The sequence below is a fragment of the Azonexus hydrophilus genome (assembly GCF_905120355.1).
GTDB lineage: Bacteria > Pseudomonadota > Gammaproteobacteria > Burkholderiales > Rhodocyclaceae > Azonexus.
Map to the genome: position 1 here is coordinate 63,840 of NZ_CAJHOB010000008.1, position 15,962 is coordinate 79,801.

Genomic DNA, 15,962 nt, shown 5'->3' on the forward strand with positions numbered 1-15,962 from the left:
ATGTACTTTGCAAATCGTTCGACATCCTGCGCCCCCAGTCAAATTTGCCGCATTGTTACATATTTACAGTCTTTTACGTTTCACTGATTACGCGAAACGGGCGGTAATTCACCATTTTTCAACGCCAGCCAGCCACGCCCGACGCGGTACGCCACCCACAGACCGAGAATGAAGATCAGCACCCAGGCAATGGGAATGCCGATGAGGGTGATGATCAGCAGGCCATAGACGATCAGCCACAGCAGGGTGAACCAGAAGGTCCGGATCTGCCAGCGGAAATGGGCTTCCAGCCAGGTGCCGCGCACCTCGCCGGCCATCCAGTAATTGAGGACGACCGCCGCCAGCGACGGCAGTCCGAACACCAATCCACCGGCCACCGTTGCGGAAGACAGTAGCCCCACCACCACGGCACTGGCATGCAGGGCATAAATCAGGTGAGTGACATGGATGAGTGAAGCACGCACATTCTGCGGTGTAGGTGGCTGAGCGGCCATGGCATTTCCTTTCCAATAATGGTTACAGCATCGGGGCTAGAGCCCCAGACGATCCCACAGGGCGTCGACCCGTTGTTTGACCTCGCCATCCATCACAATGGGCCGGCCCCACTCGCGGCTGGTCTCGCCTGGCCACTTGTTGGTCGCGTCGATGCCCATCTTCGAGCCGAGGCCGGCGACCGGCGAAGCAAAGTCGAGGTAGTCGATCGGCGTGTTGTCGACCAGCGTCGTGTCGCGCACCGCGTCGAAGCGCGTGGTCATCGCCCAGATCACTTCCTTCCAGTCGCGGATGTCGATGTCGTCGTCCACGACGACGATGGTCTTGGTGTACATGAACTGGCGCAGGAAGGACCAGATGCCGAACATCACCCGCTTGGCGTGGCCGGGATAGGCCTTCTTGATGCTGACGATGGCCATCCGGTAGGAACAGCCTTCCGGCGGCAGGTAGAAATCGACGATCTCGGTGAACTGCTTCTGCAGCAGCGGCACGAAGACTTCGTTGAGCGCGACGCCGAGTACGGCCGGCTCGTCGGGCGGCTTGCCGGTGTAGGTGCTGTGGTAGATCGGGTTTTTGCGCATGGTGATGCGGTCGACCGTAAACACCGGGAATTCCGCCTGCTCGTTGTAGTAGCCGGTGTGATCGCCGTACGGCCCTTCGAGCGCTATCTCGCCGGGATGGATATGGCCTTCGAGAACGATTTCCGCAGAAGCGGGCACTTGCAAACTTGAGCCGAGGCACTGCGTCAGCTCGGTCTTGCCACCGCGCAGCAGGCCGGCGAACTGGTATTCGGAGAGGCTGTCCGGCACCGGAGTCACCGCGCCGAGGATGGTCGCCGGATCGCAGCCGAGCACCACCGCTACCGGGAAAGGCTGACCCGGATTGGCCAGCTGGAATTCGCGGAAATCCAGGGCGCCGCCGCGATGCGCGAGCCAGCGCATGATGACCTTGTTCGGCCCCAACACCTGCTGTCGGTAGATGCCGAGGTTCTGGCGGCTCTTGTGCGGGCCTTTGGTGACGACCAGGCCCCAGGTGATCAGCGGCGCAACGTCGCCGGGCCAGCAATGCTGGATCGGCAGGCGCGAAAGATCGACATCCTTGCCTTCCCAGACAATCTCTTGGCAGGGCGCGTTCGACACCTTCTTCGGCGCCATGTTGAGCACCTGCTTCAACACCGGCAGCTTGTCCCAGGCATCCTTCAGGCCCTTGGGCGGTTCCGGTTCCTTGAGGTAGGCGAGCAGCTTGCCAACTTCGCGCAGCGCCTGTACCGAATCCTCGCCCATGCCCAGGGCGACGCGCTTGGGCGTGCCGAACAGGTTGGTGAGCACTGGCATCTCGTGACGCCGGCCCTGCGTATGCGCCTTTTCGAAGAACAGTGCCGGGCCGCCAGCGCGCAGCACGCGGTCGCCGATCTCGGTCATTTCCAGGTGCGTATCGACGTCCACCGCGATGCGCTTGAGTTCGCCGGTCTTTTCCAGTTGCGACAGGAAGTCGCGCAGGTCGTGGTATTTCATCGGAGCAGGAAGTCCAGGGCGATGCCGGCGAAGATGATGCCGCCGACCCAGTTGTTGTGCAGGAAGGCCTTGAAGCAGGCCATGCGTTCGCGGCCGCGAATCCAGGTGTAATGAACGCCCATGATGCCGGCGGCGATGGCCAGCGCAGTGTAGAACGGCCAGCCCAGCGCGTAGGTGCTGCCAACCCAGGCGATCAGCGCCAGCGTCGCGGCGTAGCAGAGCATGACGGCGGCGACGTCAAAACGACCGAAGGTGATCGCCGAGGTCTTGATGCCGATCTTGAGGTCGTCGTTGCGGTCGACCATGGCGTATTCGGTATCGTAGGCCACCGCCCAGAAGATGTTGGCCAGCAGCAGCCACCAGGCTTGCGCCGGCACCTCGCCGAGTTGCGCGGCGTAGGCCATGGGAATACCGAAACCGAAGGCCACCCCCAGATAGGCCTGGGGAATGGCAAAGAAACGTTTGGTCAGGGGGTAGGTGGCGGCCAGAAAGAACGCCGCAAACGAGAGCCAGATCAGCAGCGGTTTGCGCAGCAGCAGAACCAGGGCAAAACTGGCCAGACAGAGCAGGGCAAACAAGGCCAGGGCTTCCCTGCTGCTCACCTGCCCCGTCGTCAACGGCCGCTCCCTGGTGCGTTCGACGTGCTTGTCGAAATCGCGGTCGGCAAAATCATTGATCACGCAGCCCGCCGAGCGCATCAACAAGGTCCCCAGGGCAAACACCCAGACCAGCATCCAGTCCGGGCGGCCGGCCGACGACAGCCACAGCGCCCACAGCGTGGGCCAGAGCAGGAGCAAAGTGCCGATGGGTTTGTCCAGGCGCATCAGCTTTTCGTACAAATCGAGTCGTTCGCGGAGCAGGTGCAGAGTGGTCACGGTAGGTTCAGGACGTAAGGCAGATTGGGCGAAGACGATAGTATGGCCGGCTTGTGGCCGCGAGGCGAGTGCCGGTTAGGCAGTTGGCCGGCAGCAGTCACGACCCTACCGGCGGCGATTGCCGGTACAGCTCGGCATAGTCATCCGGCGGCGCAGGCGGCGGCAGGGGTGGATGCCAGGTCGGGAAGGCCACCCGTGCCAGCGTACCGCGCTCATGTGGATTGGGTTGCAGACTGGCGCGGGCACGGTGCTGACTGGCAATCTCCTGCACGATGGGCAAGCCCAGACCACTCCCCTCGCCCGCGGTGTCATCGACACGGTAAAAACGCTCGAACACCAGCTTGGCCTGCTCCGGGGTAATACCCACCCCGTTATCCTCGACTTCAAGAAACACGGTATTGCCGGTATCCAGCACCCGACAGGTCACCCGTCCCCCGTTCGGGGTGTAGCTCAGGGCGTTATCGATCAGGTTGTTCAGCAGTTCCTGCAGCAGGAAGGCATTACCGTTGATCATTGCCTGCCCCGGTGCTTCGTAACCCAGATCGATGTTTTTCTGCAGGGCGCGCATCACCCATTCTTCCACCACCTGCCGCGCCAGCAGCGCCAGGTCGAGTGGCGCATGCGGCAGACTGTTGTCGCTGGCCTCGGTGCGTGCCAGGGTCAACAACTGATTGACCAGCCGGCCCGCCCGATCCACGCCGGTGGCGATCTGCCGCAAGGCGTGCCGCAACGCTGCCGGGTCGTTCTCGCGACTGGCCAGCTGGGCCTGTGTTTTCAGGCCGGTCAGGGGGGTACGCAACTGGTGTGCGGCATCGGCAACAAAGCGCTGCTGCACCGCGAAATTGTTCTGCATGCGCAGCAACATGGCGTTGAATGCTTCGACCAGAGGTTCCAGTTCTTCCGGCACACGCCGGGTGGCAATCGGCGACAGATCGGCCGGATCGCGCTTCTCGATGGTATGTCGCAAACGGTGCAGCGGCCGCAGGCCGCGGGAGAGGCCGAACCACACCAGCAGCACCGCCAGCGGAATGATGACGAACTGCGGCAGAATCACGCTGGCAACGATGCGGTTGGCCAGCTGCGCCCGCTTTTCGGTCGTTTCCGCCACCTGGATCAGGGTCCGCTCGCCCCCCGCATGCTGGCTGTAAAAAGCGTAGGCCACGCGGATGTCCTGCCCCTTGTATTCGTCATCGCGCAGCAAAATTTCGCCTGTCGGCGCTTCTGCGGCCAGGCTTGCAGCAACACCCGGCAGATCGCCATCACCCAATGGTCTGGCCTGCCCCGGACCCTGGATCAGGAAATAGACGTTATCCAGCTCGTCCGATCGCAGCATGGCCTGGGCGGATGCCGGCAAACGCAGCGGCTTCTTGCCGCTGGGCCAGTCGAGCTGCCGGCTGAGTGCCGTCACCCGCTCGCGCAGCGCCTGGTCGTACGGATAGTTGGCAACGTTGTTGGCAAAGTAATGGGTAAAGGCAATGCTCAGCGGCCAGACAAACAGCAGGGGAGCGAGCATCCAGTCCAGGATTTCGCCAAACAGCGAGCGCTCGGTTTCCGTCATGCTGTTCCCGCTCCCGGTCGCCGCGCCAGTCTCATTCGCCCTGCGGCCGTTCAAGGCAATAGCCAAGACCACGTACGGTCGCGATCTTGATACCCCCGGATTCCAGCTTTTTGCGCAGGCGGTGCACATACACTTCGATGGCGTTGTGGCTGACTTCCTCACCCCAGCCACACAGATGATCGACCAGCTGATCCTTGCTCACCAGTCGCCCCATGCGGGCGAGCAAAATTTCCAGCAACCCGATTTCCCGCGCCGACAAATCGAGGGGCACGCCGTCAATCTGCGTCACCCGGCCCACCGGGTCGAAGCTCAGGCTGCCGCAGACAATCGCCGGCGAATTGCCTGTGGCGCGCCGGGTCAAGGCCCGCACCCGTGCTTCCAGTTCGGCCAGCTCGAAGGGTTTGACCATGTAATCATCCGCCCCCAGGTCCAGTCCACGCACCCGGTCATGGGTACCATCAAGCGCAGTCAGAATCAGTACCGGAATGGTCGAATGGCGCGCCCGCAGTCGCTTGAGCACCTCCAGGCCGGACAGCCTGGGCAAACCCAGATCAAGTACCAGCAGGTCGTAACTGTGTGCCAGCAACGCCTCTTCCGCCGCCTCGCCATGTGCGGCCCAATCGACGCTGTAGCCGGCCTGTCCCAACGAGCGGCTGACGCCGTCGGCAATGATGTCATCGTCTTCCGCTATGAGAATGCGCATAAAACCCCAACCAAATCTTGCTCAAATGTAAGCAGTTTGTAAGCGTTATCGGTTACCCTATAGGGGCTGTTCTCCTTTTATGGTCTTAGGAGTCAGGAGCCCCGGTTCCGACTCGGGGGGATACCTGCCAGTCAGGCCCCCCACCGCTTTTTTCTGCCGCAAGTCTAACAAACGCTGCCCGCGGAAGTGGCCTTTTCGCCACGGAGCACAGTCTTTCATCCATAAAAAAACCCCGCCGCAGCGGGGTTTCGTGTTTCAGGCGAAGCCGGGAATCACATCCCCATGCCCATGCCGCCCATACCACCCATGCCACCCATATCGGGCATGCCGGCAGCCGGCTTGTCTTCAGCCAGTTCGGCGACCATGCACTCGGTGGTCAGCATCAGACCGGCCACGGAAGCAGCGTTCTGCAGTGCAGTACGGGTCACCTTGGTCGGATCGAGCACGCCCATTTCGACCATGTCGCCGTACTCGTCGGTTGCCGCGTTGTAGCCGTAGTTACCCTTGCCACGAACGACCTTGTCGACCACCACGGAGGCTTCTTCACCTGCATTGGCGACGATTTCGCGCAGCGGGGCTTCAATCGCCTTGAGGATCAGCTTGATGCCTGCGTCCTGATCGTGATTGTCACCCTTCAGGGTCTTGACCGCAGAACGGGCCCGCAGCAGGGCCACGCCGCCGCCAGGAACGATGCCTTCTTCAACGGCGGCACGAGTAGCGTGCAGCGCGTCTTCGACACGCGCCTTCTTTTCCTTCATTTCGACTTCGGTCGCAGCACCGACCTTGATCACGGCCACACCGCCGGCCAGCTTGGCGACACGTTCCTGCAGCTTTTCGCGGTCGTAGTCGGAAGTGGCTTCCTCGATCTGCACGCGGATCTGCTTGACGCGAGCCTGGATCGAAGCTTCGTCGCCGGCGCCGTCGATGATGGTGGTGTTTTCCTTGCCGATTTCAATGCGCTTGGCCTGGCCCAGATCCTTCAGGTCAGCCTTTTCCAGCGACAGGCCGGTCTCTTCGGAGATCACGGTGCCGCCGGTCAGGATGGCGATGTCTTCGAGCATGGCCTTGCGACGATCACCGAAGCCCGGGGCCTTGACGGCAACGGTCTTGAGGATGCCACGGATGTTGTTCACCACCAGGGTGGCCAGCGCTTCGCCATCGACGTCTTCGGCGATGATCAGCAGCGGGCGCGAGGCCTTGGCAACCTGTTCCAGTACCGGCAGCAGATCGCGGATGTTGGAGATCTTCTTGTCGAAGAGCAGGATGAACGGGTTGTCGAGCAGGGCCACCTGCTTTTCCGGGTTGTTGATGAAGTACGGCGACAGGTAGCCGCGGTCGAACTGCATGCCTTCGACGACGTCGAGTTCGTTGGCCAGGGACTTGCCGTCTTCAACGGTGATGACGCCTTCCTTGCCGACCTTTTCCATGGCTTCGGCAATGATGTCGCCGATCGAGGAATCGGAGTTGGCCGAGATCGAACCAACCTGGGCGATTTCCTTGGTCGTCGTGCACGGCTTGGAGATGACCTTCAGTTCTTCGATGGTGGCGGCGACGGCCTTGTCGATGCCGCGCTTGAGGTCCATCGGGTTCATGCCGGCGGCCACATACTTCATGCCTTCGCGGACAATCGCCTGGGCCAGCACGGTGGCGGTGGTGGTACCGTCACCGGCGATGTCGGAGGTCTTGGAAGCGACTTCCTTGACCATCTGGGCGCCCATGTTGGCGAACTTGTCCTTCAGTTCGATTTCCTTGGCGACGGAAACGCCGTCCTTGGTCACGGTCGGGCCGCCGAACGAACGCTCGAGCACGACATTGCGGCCCTTCGGGCCGAGGGTCACCTTGACCGCGTCGGCCAGGATGTTGATGCCTTCGACCATGCGGGCGCGGGCGGAATCACCGAATTTGACTTCTTTAGCTGCCATGTGAATAGCTCCTGAATTTTGATCTGTTGAATACGGGGGAAAGCGGGTCCGGAATTACTTCTGGATCACGCCCATGATGTCTTCTTCACGCATGACCAGGACTTCCTGGCCATCGACCTTGACGGCCTGGCCGGCATATTTGCCGAACAGCACGCGGTCACCCACCTTGACGTCCGGGGTGATGTACTTGCCGTTGTCGTCACGCTTGCCCGGACCGACAGCCAGCACTTCACCCTGATCCGGCTTTTCGCCAGCGGAATCGGGGATGACGATGCCGGAAGCGGTGGTACGTTCGGCTTCAACGCGCTTGACGATCACACGGTCGTGCAAAGGACGGATATTCATGAAACACACTCCTGAAAGAAAAAATGGACAGGGAGAAACCCGAAAATCGGCCCGCACTGCGGGCTTCTGGCGCGGCGCTGTTAGCACTCAACACCAACGAGTGCTAATGATAGGGGCGGGATTGGGGGATTTCAAGTAGACGCGATTTTTTTCTGCCGGGCCCACCGGGACTTACCCCAGAGCTGGTTATGGCAACGCCTTCATCGACAACAGCTCCTTGATGCACACATTCGCCGGCAGTGAGAGGATGTGCTGCGTGGGCGAACGGCAGGCCGGCGCTGCAGCCCGCACCATGAAAATGCCCTCATGCTACAATTATGTCATTTACAAACAACAAAGTTCATCATGACGCTTAAAGCAACTGCTCTGATACCGGCCCTCTTGGGAGCATTAACCCTCAGCCTGGCCGCCTGCAAGACAACCGGAGCCGGGGACATTGGCTCCACCCTCAGCGCTGGCAGCAAATTGGTCACGGCCGCCACCTTGTCGGACGCCGAAATGACCGAATTGGGAAACCGCACCACTGCTGACCAGGACCGCAAAAACAAGGTCGCTCCGGCCAACAGCAAATACACCAAACGCCTGGCGAAGCTGACTGCTCGCTGGAAAACCGTCGACAGCACGAAACTTGATTACAAGGTTTACATCAAGAACGACGTCAACGCTTTCGCCGTCCCCAACGGAGCCATTCGCGTGTACTCCGCCCTGATGGACAAATTCACTGACGATGAATTGCGCTACGTGCTCGCGCACGAAATTGGCCACGTCATGCTGGGACACTCGAAGAAGGCTTTCCAGCTTGCCTACACCACAGCAGCCGCGCGCGATGCAGCCGCTGCCAGTGGCAGTTCGACCGCTGCCACGATCGCGAATTCCCAACTCGGCGACATGGCTGAAGCGCTGATCAATGCGCAATTCTCTCAGAGCCAGGAAAATGAAGCCGACGATTACGCGCTCAAGCTGCTCACACAGCACAAGCTGAATGCTCGCGGCAGCGTGACGGCGCTGCGCAAGCTGGAAACCTTGTACGATAACGAGCGCAGCATGTTCTCCAGCCACCCCGCGCCCGGTGAACGTGCACAACGCATGGAAAGCCAAATCGCTGCCATGAAGAAATAAACCTGCGCACCAGCGTGAAAGCACATCAAGGCCCCGTCATCGGGGCCTTGGCAGTTAACCAGGGCACTCAGCACACCGTCACTCACCCAGCCGCCGCAAGCGCAGGGCGATCAGGATGACGCAGGCAGCGCAGACGAGCATCGCCCCGGTCACTCCCGGCCAGCCCGCATGGCTCCAGGCCCAACCGCTGGCGGTACCGATCACGCTGCCCCCCAGGTAATAGCTTGACAGATACAGCGCCGACACCAGCCCCCGGCGCGGCCCGGCACGGTGCCCTACCCAGGCGCTGGCCACCGAATGCACCGCAAAAAAGCCGAAGGTGAATACCGCCAGCCCGGCAATGACCAGCCACAGGGGAGACGCCAGAGTCACCGCAATCCCGACGGTAAACAGTACCGCCATCACTCCCATGATGCGTTGCCGGCTGTGGCGTGCGATTTGCCGACCAGCCCAGGCTGAAGCGTAACTACCCACGGTATAGAGCAGGAACACGCTGCCAATCGCCGCCGGCCCCAGCGCATACGGTGCTTGCGACAGGCGGAAAGGCAGGTAGTTATACAACCCCACCAGCGTGCCCATGCCAAGGAAGGCAACGCAGAACAACCAGGGCAACCCGGCATCGGCATAAATGCGCCGCACATCGGAAAACAGCAGGCCGGGCTGCAGCGAATGCGGTGTGAAATGGCGTGCCGCCGGCAACAACCGCCAGAACAGCACGGCCACCAGCAAACCGAGCACACTGACCGCCGACAAACCGTAATGCCAGGAGCCGGCCCAATCACTGCACGCCCCCGCCAGCAGGCGCCCGGCCATACCGCCGAGCGCATTGGCGCCGATGTACAGCCCCATCGCCCGCGCCCGCTGCGCCACCGGCAATTCCTCACCGAGGTAGGCCATCGCCGCCGCCGGCACGCCCGCGATGCAGGCCCCCAGCGCCGCCCGCGCCAGCACGAGCAAGAAAAAGTCGGGCGCCCAGGCCGAGAGCAGCGAGAACAGCGCGGCACCCAACAGGCCATAACGCATCAACCGCTCACGGCCATAACGGTCGGCGACCAGACTGAGCGGAATCAGCAGCAACGCCATCATGCCCGTGCCGGCGGTCACACTCAGGCTCGCTGTTCCCGGGGAGATGGCAAAACTGGTGGTCAGCTGCGGCAGCAGCGGCTGCGTACCGTAGAGCAGCAAGAAACAGGAAAAACCGGCCAGAGAAACAGCCAGCGTGCTGCGCGCCGACGTGTCGGGCGGGAGAGGAGGCACGGAATCGAGAGCAGAGGCTGACACAGTGGGGCGACGAGCAAGGAATGACAAGGGCGCGATTGAACGCCCCGCTGGTCGCGCCGGCAATTGGTATTATCACAAGCAAGCATTCGATACAGACGAAACCTTTACCCGAGCCCGGCCCATCCATGCATTACGATCTACCCGACCTGCGCCTCGTTGCCGCCATCGCCGACAGCGGCGCCCTGACCCGCGCCGCTGAGCGCGTACACCTTGCCCCCTCTTCCGCCAGCCATCGTCTGACACAACTCGAAGCCAGCCTGGGGGTCGCTTTGTTCGAACGTCACGCCCGAGGTCTGACACCGACGGCCGCCGGCGAATCACTCCTGCGTCATGCCCGCCAGGTATTCGCCCAGCTCGAACAAATGCATGCCGATCTTGCCCCCTATGCCAGCGGCCTCAACACCCAGGTCACCGTATTCGCCAACACCAACGCCATCAACTGCTTCCTGCCCGAAGATCTCGGCGACTTCCTGCGCGAGCATCCGCAGGTGCGGGTCAGCCTGGAAGAACAGCCGAGCCCGGCCATCGTCGGTGCAGTCGCCGCCGGCCAGGTTGATATCGGCGTCGTGGCAGCCGAGGGCGATTTTGGCGAACTGGAAGTCACTCCCTATCGGCGCGACCGGCTGGTATTGATCGTGCCCACCAGTCACCCGCTGGCGCGGCAGCAGGAAATCGCCTTCGCTGACGTACTCGCTGAAGCCTTCGTCTGCCTGCATGCCGGCAGCGCCATCCACACCTTCATGATGAACCACGCGGCCCGCCTCGGCGGGCGGCTCGACGTACGCATCCAGGTCCGCAGCTTTGCCGCCGTTTGCCGCATGGTGGGCGCCGGCGTCGGCATCGGCATGGTGCCGCGCTCATCGGTGGCAGCTTCCGATCTCCTGCATACGGTGGAAATTGCCGATGCCTGGGCGCCGCGCGACCTGCATCTGTGCGTACGCGAACGCGCTGCGCTCGGCCCGGCGGCGCGGGCCTTGTTCGACCATCTGGCCGCCATGGGCGGCACAGATTAGCGCCGACCGCCGAGAATCGAGCCCAACACGCCGCGCAAAATCTGCCGGCCAAGTTCCCGGCCAACCGTCCCGGCGACGCCGCGCGCCGCGCTTTTGGCGGCGGCTTCGATCACACCTTCACGGCGACCGCCGCGCGGCCCGGTGGTGCCACCGAAGATGCTGCCCAGGCTACCAAACAAACCGCCGTCGCTTTCGGCCGTGGCCGGTTCTGGGGCGGTGGCAGGTTGCCGACGCGGCGCGCTGGTCGGTCGGGCCGGTGCGCCGGGGGCGGCCGGTGCCGGAATGGCGCCCGGGCCGGTCTTCTTCGCGGCGGCCGGCTGGCCGCGCAGGATTTCGTAGGCCGACTCACGATCCACCGTCTCGCCGTAGGTGGCGAGCAGCGGCGAGGCTTCGATGTTGGCGCGCCGTTCAGCTTCGGTCAGCGGGCCAAGGCGCGACGCCGGCGGGAAGATGAAGGCACGTTCGACGATGTTCGGCCGGCCTTTCTCGTCGAGGAAGGAGACCAGCGCCTCGCCGACGCCGAGTTCGGTGATGACTTCGGCGGCATTGAATTTCGGATTGGCGCGCATGGTCTGCGCAGCCGATTGCACCGCCTTCTGGTCGCGCGGCGTGAACGCGCGCAGCGCATGCTGGACGCGGTTGCCGAGCTGGCCGAGGATTTTTTCCGGGACATCGAGCGGGTTCTGGGTCACGAAAAACACGCCGACACCCTTCGAGCGGATCAGTCGCACCACCTGCTCGACCTTGTCCACCAGCGCCGCCGGCGCGCCGTCGAACAGCAGGTGCGCCTCGTCGAAGAAGAACACCAGCTTCGGTTTGTCGAGGTCGCCGGCTTCCGGCAACTGCTCGAACAGTTCGGCCAGCAGCCAGAGCAGGAAAGTCGAATACAGCGCCGGGGCGTGAATCAGCTTCTCGGCGGCAAGCACGTTGATGACGCCGCGGCCGTTGCTGTCGACCTGCATCAGGTCGTTGATGTCGAGCATCGGTTCGCCGAAGAAGACATCGCCGCCCTGCTCTTCCAGCGTCAGCAGGCCGCGCTGGATGGCGCCGATCGACGCCGTCGACACGTTGCCGTACTCGGTCTTGAACTGCGCCGCGTTATCGCCCACGTACTGGACCATCGCCCGCAGATCCTTGAGGTCGAGCAGCAGCAGGCCCTGGTCGTCGGCGATCTTGAACACCATCTGCAGCACGCCGGCCTGGGTGTCGTTGAGGTTGAGCAGGCGCGCCAGCAGCAGCGGCCCCATGTCGGAAATGGTCGCCCGCACCGGAATGCCGTTCTCGCCGAACACATCCCAGAAGGCTACGGTGTTGGCGTAATTGGCATAGCCTTCGAGGCCCAGCTCGTCGATGCGTTTCTGCAGCTTCGGCGACACCGTGCCGGCCGCGCCGACGCCGGACAGATCTCCCTTGACGTCGGCCATGAACACCGGCACGCCGATATACGACAGGCGTTCGGCCAGCGTCTGCAGCGTCACCGTCTTGCCGGTCCCGGTGGCGCCGGTGATCAGGCCGTGGCGATTGGTCATCTGCGGCAGCAGCGCGGGAAAATCATCGGCGGACTTGGCCAGGTAGAGCGGTTCGGACATGGTACGGTAACTCCGGAAAGGATCAGATGCCGGCATTCTAGCGCTGCGGCGGCGGGCTGGTGTTAAGGAGGGTAAAGCGGGCTGGACAACAGGCAGTACGATAGGTACGGTAAGTCTTAGAGATGCGGAGGACTGAAATGGATGCAATGACCTACAGCACGCTACGCGCGAACCTCGCCAGCACCATGGATCGTGTTTGTGACGACCACGAAGTTCTGATCATCACCCGAAATGGCGACCAAGCCGTGGTGATGCTATCGCTCGAAGATTACAAGACGCTGGAGGAAACCGCCTACCTCCTGCGCACGCCGGCCAACGCCAAGCGACTGCTCTCGGCGGCCACGCAACTGAATGCCGACCAAGGCACGGAACGGGAACTCGCCGCGTGAAGCTGATCTTCGCCGACGAGGCATGGGAAGACCACCTCTACTGGCAGAAGCAGGACAGGCGGATGGTCGAGCGGATCAATAAACTGATCCGCGAAACGCAGCGTGACCTATTTGCCTGAGTGGGAAAACCGGAAGCGCTGAAACATGCGCAGTCCGGCTTCTGGTCACGGCGGATAACCGATGAACATCGGATGGTTTATCGGGTGGAAGGGGATGCGCTGTTGATTGCGCAGTTGCGGTTTCACTATTGAGGACGCAAAAAACAGGGGCAGACCCCGTAACTAATCGTGGTCTGCCCCCTATTATCGCGGCGGCCGGGCCGGGCGTCGCGATCATTCCCGAACTGCTTCGTCGCCTGGCTGCTGCCACCGCACAGGCGGAAGTGGCATGAGGTTTGCGGCACAGGCTGCAACTTCATTGCCCGAGAGCCAAGTGCCATGTTCGTTCAAGCCGTCAATCCGTGGTCCAGCGTCGCTTCCCCGGCGCTTTCGTCGTTCCGCAGCACGCCACCGGCGGCAAGTGCTGCCCCGGCGCCGGCAAATGCTGCCGGCACAGTGAGCATCTCGCAGTCGGCCCGTGACCGCCTGGCGGCCGAGAGTACGACGGCCGCGGCGACGCACACGGCGAGCTTCGATACCAACCAGGGAACGGTCGACATCGATATCGAAGCCTATTTCCAGCCACCGGCCGGCGGGTTCACCGAACTGCCGCCGTTGCTGATGCCGTCGCCGGCCAACATCCAGGCGCTGAGCAACTACGTTTCGCAGAAGATGCCGGCCTTCCTCACCGCCAACGGCATTCCGGCGGCGCCGGCGAGCGTCAGCTATGACCGCCAAGGACAGATCCAGCTGCCGGCCGACTACCCTTACGCCGAACAGTTCAAGACGGCGCTGGCCAAGGAACCGGCGCTCGAGCGCAGCATGCAGAGCGCTGCCGCGCTGACCTCCCACTATGTCGAATTGCAGAAGGTGATGCCGTTCCACGAGGAATACGCCGCGGCCGGATCGTCCGCTGAAGCGGCGACGGTGGTCGCCAAGTACGCCTGGCTGTTCGCTGAAAACCGCTCGACCGCGCAGATCTCGCTGCAGTTTTCCGTCACCGGCAGCATGAGCCTGAACGCCGACGGCGCTGCCGTCGTCTGGCCGAGCGCCTGAGCGGCTGGCACAATGCGCGCGGTCGAGTTGTTTTCCTGCTCTTTGGCTGCGCACCGGTTAGCGAAGGTGACTGAGTCGATCAGGCATTCCAGGACGATCACACCAGAGCGCTGGACAATGCACGCCGGCCTGACGGGAAAACGCTGGACGAGTAAAATCTTGCCTTCTTCGTCACTCGCATTCAGGAAAAGAGCATGGCAGGTCACTCGAAATGGGCAAACATCCAGCACCGCAAAGGTCGTCAGGACGAAAAGCGCGGCGCGACTTTTTCCAAGATCGCCAAGGAAATCACCGTTGCTGCCAAGATGGGCGGCGGCGATGCGGCGTTCAACCCCCGCCTGCGGGTGGCTGTCGAGAAGGCCAAAGCCGCCAACATGCCGAAGGACAAGATCGACACGGCCATCAAGAAAGGCACCGGCGAACTCGAAGGCGTCGAATACATCGAGATCCGTTATGAAGGCTATGGCATTGGCGGCGCAGCGATCATGGTCGATTGCCTGACCGACAACAAGACCCGTACCGTGGCCGAAGTGCGGCACGCGTTCTCCAAACACGGTGGCAACATGGGCACCGACGGCTGCGTGGCATTCCAGTTCAAGCACTGTGGCCAGATGATCTTTGCCCCCGGCACCGACGAAGCGGCACTGATGGACGCCGCCATTGAAGCCGGCGCCGAAGACGTTACCAGCGATGAGGATGGCTCGATCGAAGTCCTGACGGCGCCGGCCGATTTCCTTACCGTCAAGGACGCCTTGGCCGCCGCCGGTTTCACCCCCGAACTGGCGGATGTAACAATGAAGCCGGAAGGCGAAAACGTGTTCAGCGGCGACGACGCGATCAAGATGCAGAAACTGCTCGACGCCCTGGAAAACCTCGACGATGTGCAGGAAATCTACACCACTGCCATCATCGAAGAATAGGGAAACCCACCATGCAACTGCCCGCAATCTTGTTGATCGCCCTCACCAGCCTGACCCTGCCCGCACTGGCGGCAGAGTACAGCTGCCCGGATCTCGGCCAGGCCGGCCCGGTCAATTCCTGCCCCGGCGAGGAGGAGCTGCGCTATACCTACACCGGTTTTTGCAGCGACAACAGCAAGGTTTACGGCAAGGAAACCGATGCCTGCCCGCGCTACGAAGACTACCGCGCAATGAAGAACACCGTGCTGTGGGAGTCGCAGGACGGTGCATTCAGCGGCTATGTATCCTGCAACATGCAGCCGGAACAGCTCGCCGGAGTTCGCGCCAGCAGCATGCAGGTAGTCAAGCAGGGCACGCTGACCAAACTGGTCTGCAGCTACCCGCGCGGGATTCGCCTCAGCTTGCGCACCAAGGGCAGTTGCACGATTCAGGACAGCCCGGCCTGCGCCGCCGATACCAGCGCCTGCCGTGCCATCTGCGACTGAATTGATGCCGCAGTGAATCGCGAACGCATTCTAGGCATCGACCCCGGATTGCGCACCACCGGCTTCGGCGTGATCGAACGCCAGGGGCGCACCCTGCGCTATGTCGCCAGCGGCTGCATCAAGTCCAACGCCGATGACGCGCTGCCGGCGCGCCTGGCGACGCTGTTCGCCGGGGTCAGCGAAGTGATCGCCACCTATCAGCCGGTACAGACTGCGGTGGAAATCGTGTTCGTCAACGTCAACCCGCAATCCACCCTGCTGCTCGGCCAGGCGCGCGGCGCGGCGATCAGCGCCCTGGTGCACGGCGGCTTGCCGGTCGCGGAATACACCGCCCTGCAAGTCAAACAGGCCGTCGTCGGGCATGGCAAGGCGGACAAAGAGCAGGTGCAGGCAATGGTGGTGCGCCTGCTCAATCTGCCCGGCGTTCCTGGCGCCGACGCCGCCGACGCCCTCGCCTGCGCCATCTGTCATGCGCATGCCGGCGAAGGTCTCGGCCTGATCGGACACAAGGTCGCAGGCACGCCGGGCGGCAAACTGAAACAGGCAGGCTATCGCATTCGTGGCGGGCGGCTGATAGGATAGCGGACTGTTTGCACATCCAGT

General features: G+C 62.5%; 16 protein-coding genes and 1 pseudogene. 8 read left to right on the forward strand and 9 right to left on the reverse strand.

Annotation, left to right across the window (positions count from 1 at the left end; genetic code table 11):
- Positions 1–80 precede the first annotated feature (80 nt).
- The 7 genes from JYJ39_RS07930 to JYJ39_RS07960 form a co-directional block, all read right to left on the reverse strand.
- Complete coding sequence (locus JYJ39_RS07930) at positions 81–494, reverse strand: DUF4870 family protein (protein WP_205203451.1); 414 nt, start codon at positions 492–494, stop codon at positions 81–83.
- Positions 495–530: 36 nt separating this feature from the next.
- Entirely contained in the window at positions 531–2,006 is a 1,476-nt protein-coding gene (gene ubiD, locus JYJ39_RS07935; protein WP_205203452.1) for a 4-hydroxy-3-polyprenylbenzoate decarboxylase, read from the reverse strand.
- Entirely contained in the window at positions 2,003–2,881 is an 879-nt protein-coding gene (ubiA, locus tag JYJ39_RS07940) for a 4-hydroxybenzoate octaprenyltransferase (RefSeq protein ID WP_275887962.1), read from the reverse strand. The genes ubiD and ubiA overlap by 4 nt, the downstream gene beginning before the upstream one ends.
- 97 nt (positions 2,882–2,978) lie before the next feature.
- Positions 2,979–4,439 carry a sensor histidine kinase gene (locus JYJ39_RS07945; RefSeq protein WP_205203453.1) on the reverse strand — a complete coding sequence of 487 codons (1,461 nt, stop codon included), beginning with the start codon at positions 4,437–4,439 and terminating at the stop codon, positions 2,979–2,981.
- A 31-nt stretch (positions 4,440–4,470) separates the two neighbouring features.
- Positions 4,471–5,142 carry a response regulator transcription factor gene (locus tag JYJ39_RS07950; RefSeq protein ID WP_205203454.1) on the reverse strand — a complete coding sequence of 224 codons (672 nt, stop codon included), beginning with the start codon at positions 5,140–5,142 and terminating at the stop codon, positions 4,471–4,473.
- 272 nt (positions 5,143–5,414) lie between these two features.
- On the reverse strand, positions 5,415–7,064 hold the full coding sequence (gene groL, locus JYJ39_RS07955; RefSeq protein ID WP_205203456.1) for a chaperonin GroEL: 1,650 nt from the start codon (positions 7,062–7,064) through the stop codon (positions 5,415–5,417).
- A gap of 54 nt (positions 7,065–7,118) precedes the next feature.
- Complete coding sequence (locus tag JYJ39_RS07960) at positions 7,119–7,409, reverse strand: co-chaperone GroES (protein WP_205203458.1); 291 nt, start codon at positions 7,407–7,409, stop codon at positions 7,119–7,121.
- A gap of 249 nt (positions 7,410–7,658) precedes the next feature.
- Here JYJ39_RS07960 and JYJ39_RS07965 point away from each other — a divergent pair, with 249 nt between their 5' ends.
- Positions 7,659–8,528: a M48 family metalloprotease gene (locus JYJ39_RS07965; protein ID WP_240189596.1), complete on the forward strand. Its 870-nt coding sequence runs from the start codon at positions 7,659–7,661 to the stop codon at positions 8,526–8,528.
- 78 nt (positions 8,529–8,606) lie between these two features.
- Here the strand turns inward: JYJ39_RS07965 and JYJ39_RS07970 are convergent, their stop codons facing one another.
- Positions 8,607–9,809: an MFS transporter gene (locus JYJ39_RS07970; protein WP_205203460.1), complete on the reverse strand. Its 1,203-nt coding sequence runs from the start codon at positions 9,807–9,809 to the stop codon at positions 8,607–8,609.
- A 125-nt stretch (positions 9,810–9,934) separates the two neighbouring features.
- On the opposite strand from JYJ39_RS07970, the gene JYJ39_RS07975 reads away from it, so the two are divergent.
- Entirely contained in the window at positions 9,935–10,822 is an 888-nt protein-coding gene (locus JYJ39_RS07975) for a LysR family transcriptional regulator (protein WP_205203462.1), read from the forward strand.
- On the opposite strand, the gene JYJ39_RS07980 is transcribed toward JYJ39_RS07975, so the two are convergent.
- On the reverse strand, positions 10,819–12,411 hold the full coding sequence (locus JYJ39_RS07980) for a helicase HerA-like domain-containing protein (protein ID WP_205203598.1): 1,593 nt from the start codon (positions 12,409–12,411) through the stop codon (positions 10,819–10,821). The two genes, JYJ39_RS07975 and JYJ39_RS07980, sit on opposite strands and share 4 nt — an antisense overlap.
- Before the next feature lie 137 nt (positions 12,412–12,548).
- Here JYJ39_RS07980 and JYJ39_RS07985 point away from each other — a divergent pair, with 137 nt between their 5' ends.
- The 6 genes and pseudogenes from JYJ39_RS07985 to ruvC all read left to right on the forward strand — a co-directional run bounded on the left by JYJ39_RS07985 (position 12,549) and on the right by ruvC (position 15,941).
- Positions 12,549–12,800: a type II toxin-antitoxin system Phd/YefM family antitoxin gene (locus JYJ39_RS07985; RefSeq protein WP_205203463.1), complete on the forward strand. Its 252-nt coding sequence runs from the start codon at positions 12,549–12,551 to the stop codon at positions 12,798–12,800.
- Positions 12,797–13,051, forward strand: a pseudogene (locus JYJ39_RS07990) (Txe/YoeB family addiction module toxin). Before JYJ39_RS07985 ends, JYJ39_RS07990 begins: the two are co-directional and overlap by 4 nt.
- A gap of 186 nt (positions 13,052–13,237) precedes the next feature.
- A complete protein-coding gene (locus JYJ39_RS07995; RefSeq protein ID WP_205203464.1) occupies positions 13,238–13,954 on the forward strand; it encodes a hypothetical protein in 717 nt (238 codons plus the stop codon).
- 194 nt (positions 13,955–14,148) lie between these two features.
- Positions 14,149–14,874, forward strand: a complete 726-nt coding sequence (locus tag JYJ39_RS08000; RefSeq protein ID WP_205203465.1) for a YebC/PmpR family DNA-binding transcriptional regulator — start codon at positions 14,149–14,151, stop codon at positions 14,872–14,874.
- Positions 14,875–14,885: 11 nt separating this feature from the next.
- Positions 14,886–15,359, forward strand: a complete 474-nt coding sequence (locus JYJ39_RS08005) for a hypothetical protein (RefSeq protein WP_205203466.1) — start codon at positions 14,886–14,888, stop codon at positions 15,357–15,359.
- Between the two features lie 12 nt (positions 15,360–15,371).
- The gene (gene ruvC, locus JYJ39_RS08010; RefSeq protein ID WP_240189597.1) at positions 15,372–15,941 is read left to right on the forward strand and encodes a crossover junction endodeoxyribonuclease RuvC; all 570 of its coding nucleotides are present in this window, start codon (positions 15,372–15,374) and stop codon (positions 15,939–15,941) included.
- The last annotated feature ends 21 nt before the right edge of the window (positions 15,942–15,962 follow it).

Coding starts and splice junctions, on each gene's coding strand:
- JYJ39_RS08000 (WP_205203465.1), top strand. CDS start 14,149: ATGGCAGGTCACTCGAAATGGGCAAACATCCAGCACCGCAAAGGTCGT.
- JYJ39_RS07950 (WP_205203454.1), bottom strand. CDS start 5,142: ATGCGCATTCTCATAGCGGAAGACGATGACATCATTGCCGACGGCGTC.
- JYJ39_RS07975 (WP_205203462.1), top strand. CDS start 9,935: ATGCATTACGATCTACCCGACCTGCGCCTCGTTGCCGCCATCGCCGAC.
- JYJ39_RS07945 (WP_205203453.1), bottom strand. CDS start 4,439: ATGACGGAAACCGAGCGCTCGCTGTTTGGCGAAATCCTGGACTGGATG.
- JYJ39_RS07985 (WP_205203463.1), top strand. CDS start 12,549: ATGGATGCAATGACCTACAGCACGCTACGCGCGAACCTCGCCAGCACC.
- JYJ39_RS07930 (WP_205203451.1), bottom strand. CDS start 494: ATGGCCGCTCAGCCACCTACACCGCAGAATGTGCGTGCTTCACTCATC.
- JYJ39_RS08005 (WP_205203466.1), top strand. CDS start 14,886: ATGCAACTGCCCGCAATCTTGTTGATCGCCCTCACCAGCCTGACCCTG.
- JYJ39_RS07995 (WP_205203464.1), top strand. CDS start 13,238: ATGTTCGTTCAAGCCGTCAATCCGTGGTCCAGCGTCGCTTCCCCGGCG.
- JYJ39_RS07980 (WP_205203598.1), bottom strand. CDS start 12,411: ATGTCCGAACCGCTCTACCTGGCCAAGTCCGCCGATGATTTTCCCGCG.
- ubiD (WP_205203452.1), bottom strand. CDS start 2,006: ATGAAATACCACGACCTGCGCGACTTCCTGTCGCAACTGGAAAAGACC.
- groL (WP_205203456.1), bottom strand. CDS start 7,064: ATGGCAGCTAAAGAAGTCAAATTCGGTGATTCCGCCCGCGCCCGCATG.
- JYJ39_RS07960 (WP_205203458.1), bottom strand. CDS start 7,409: ATGAATATCCGTCCTTTGCACGACCGTGTGATCGTCAAGCGCGTTGAA.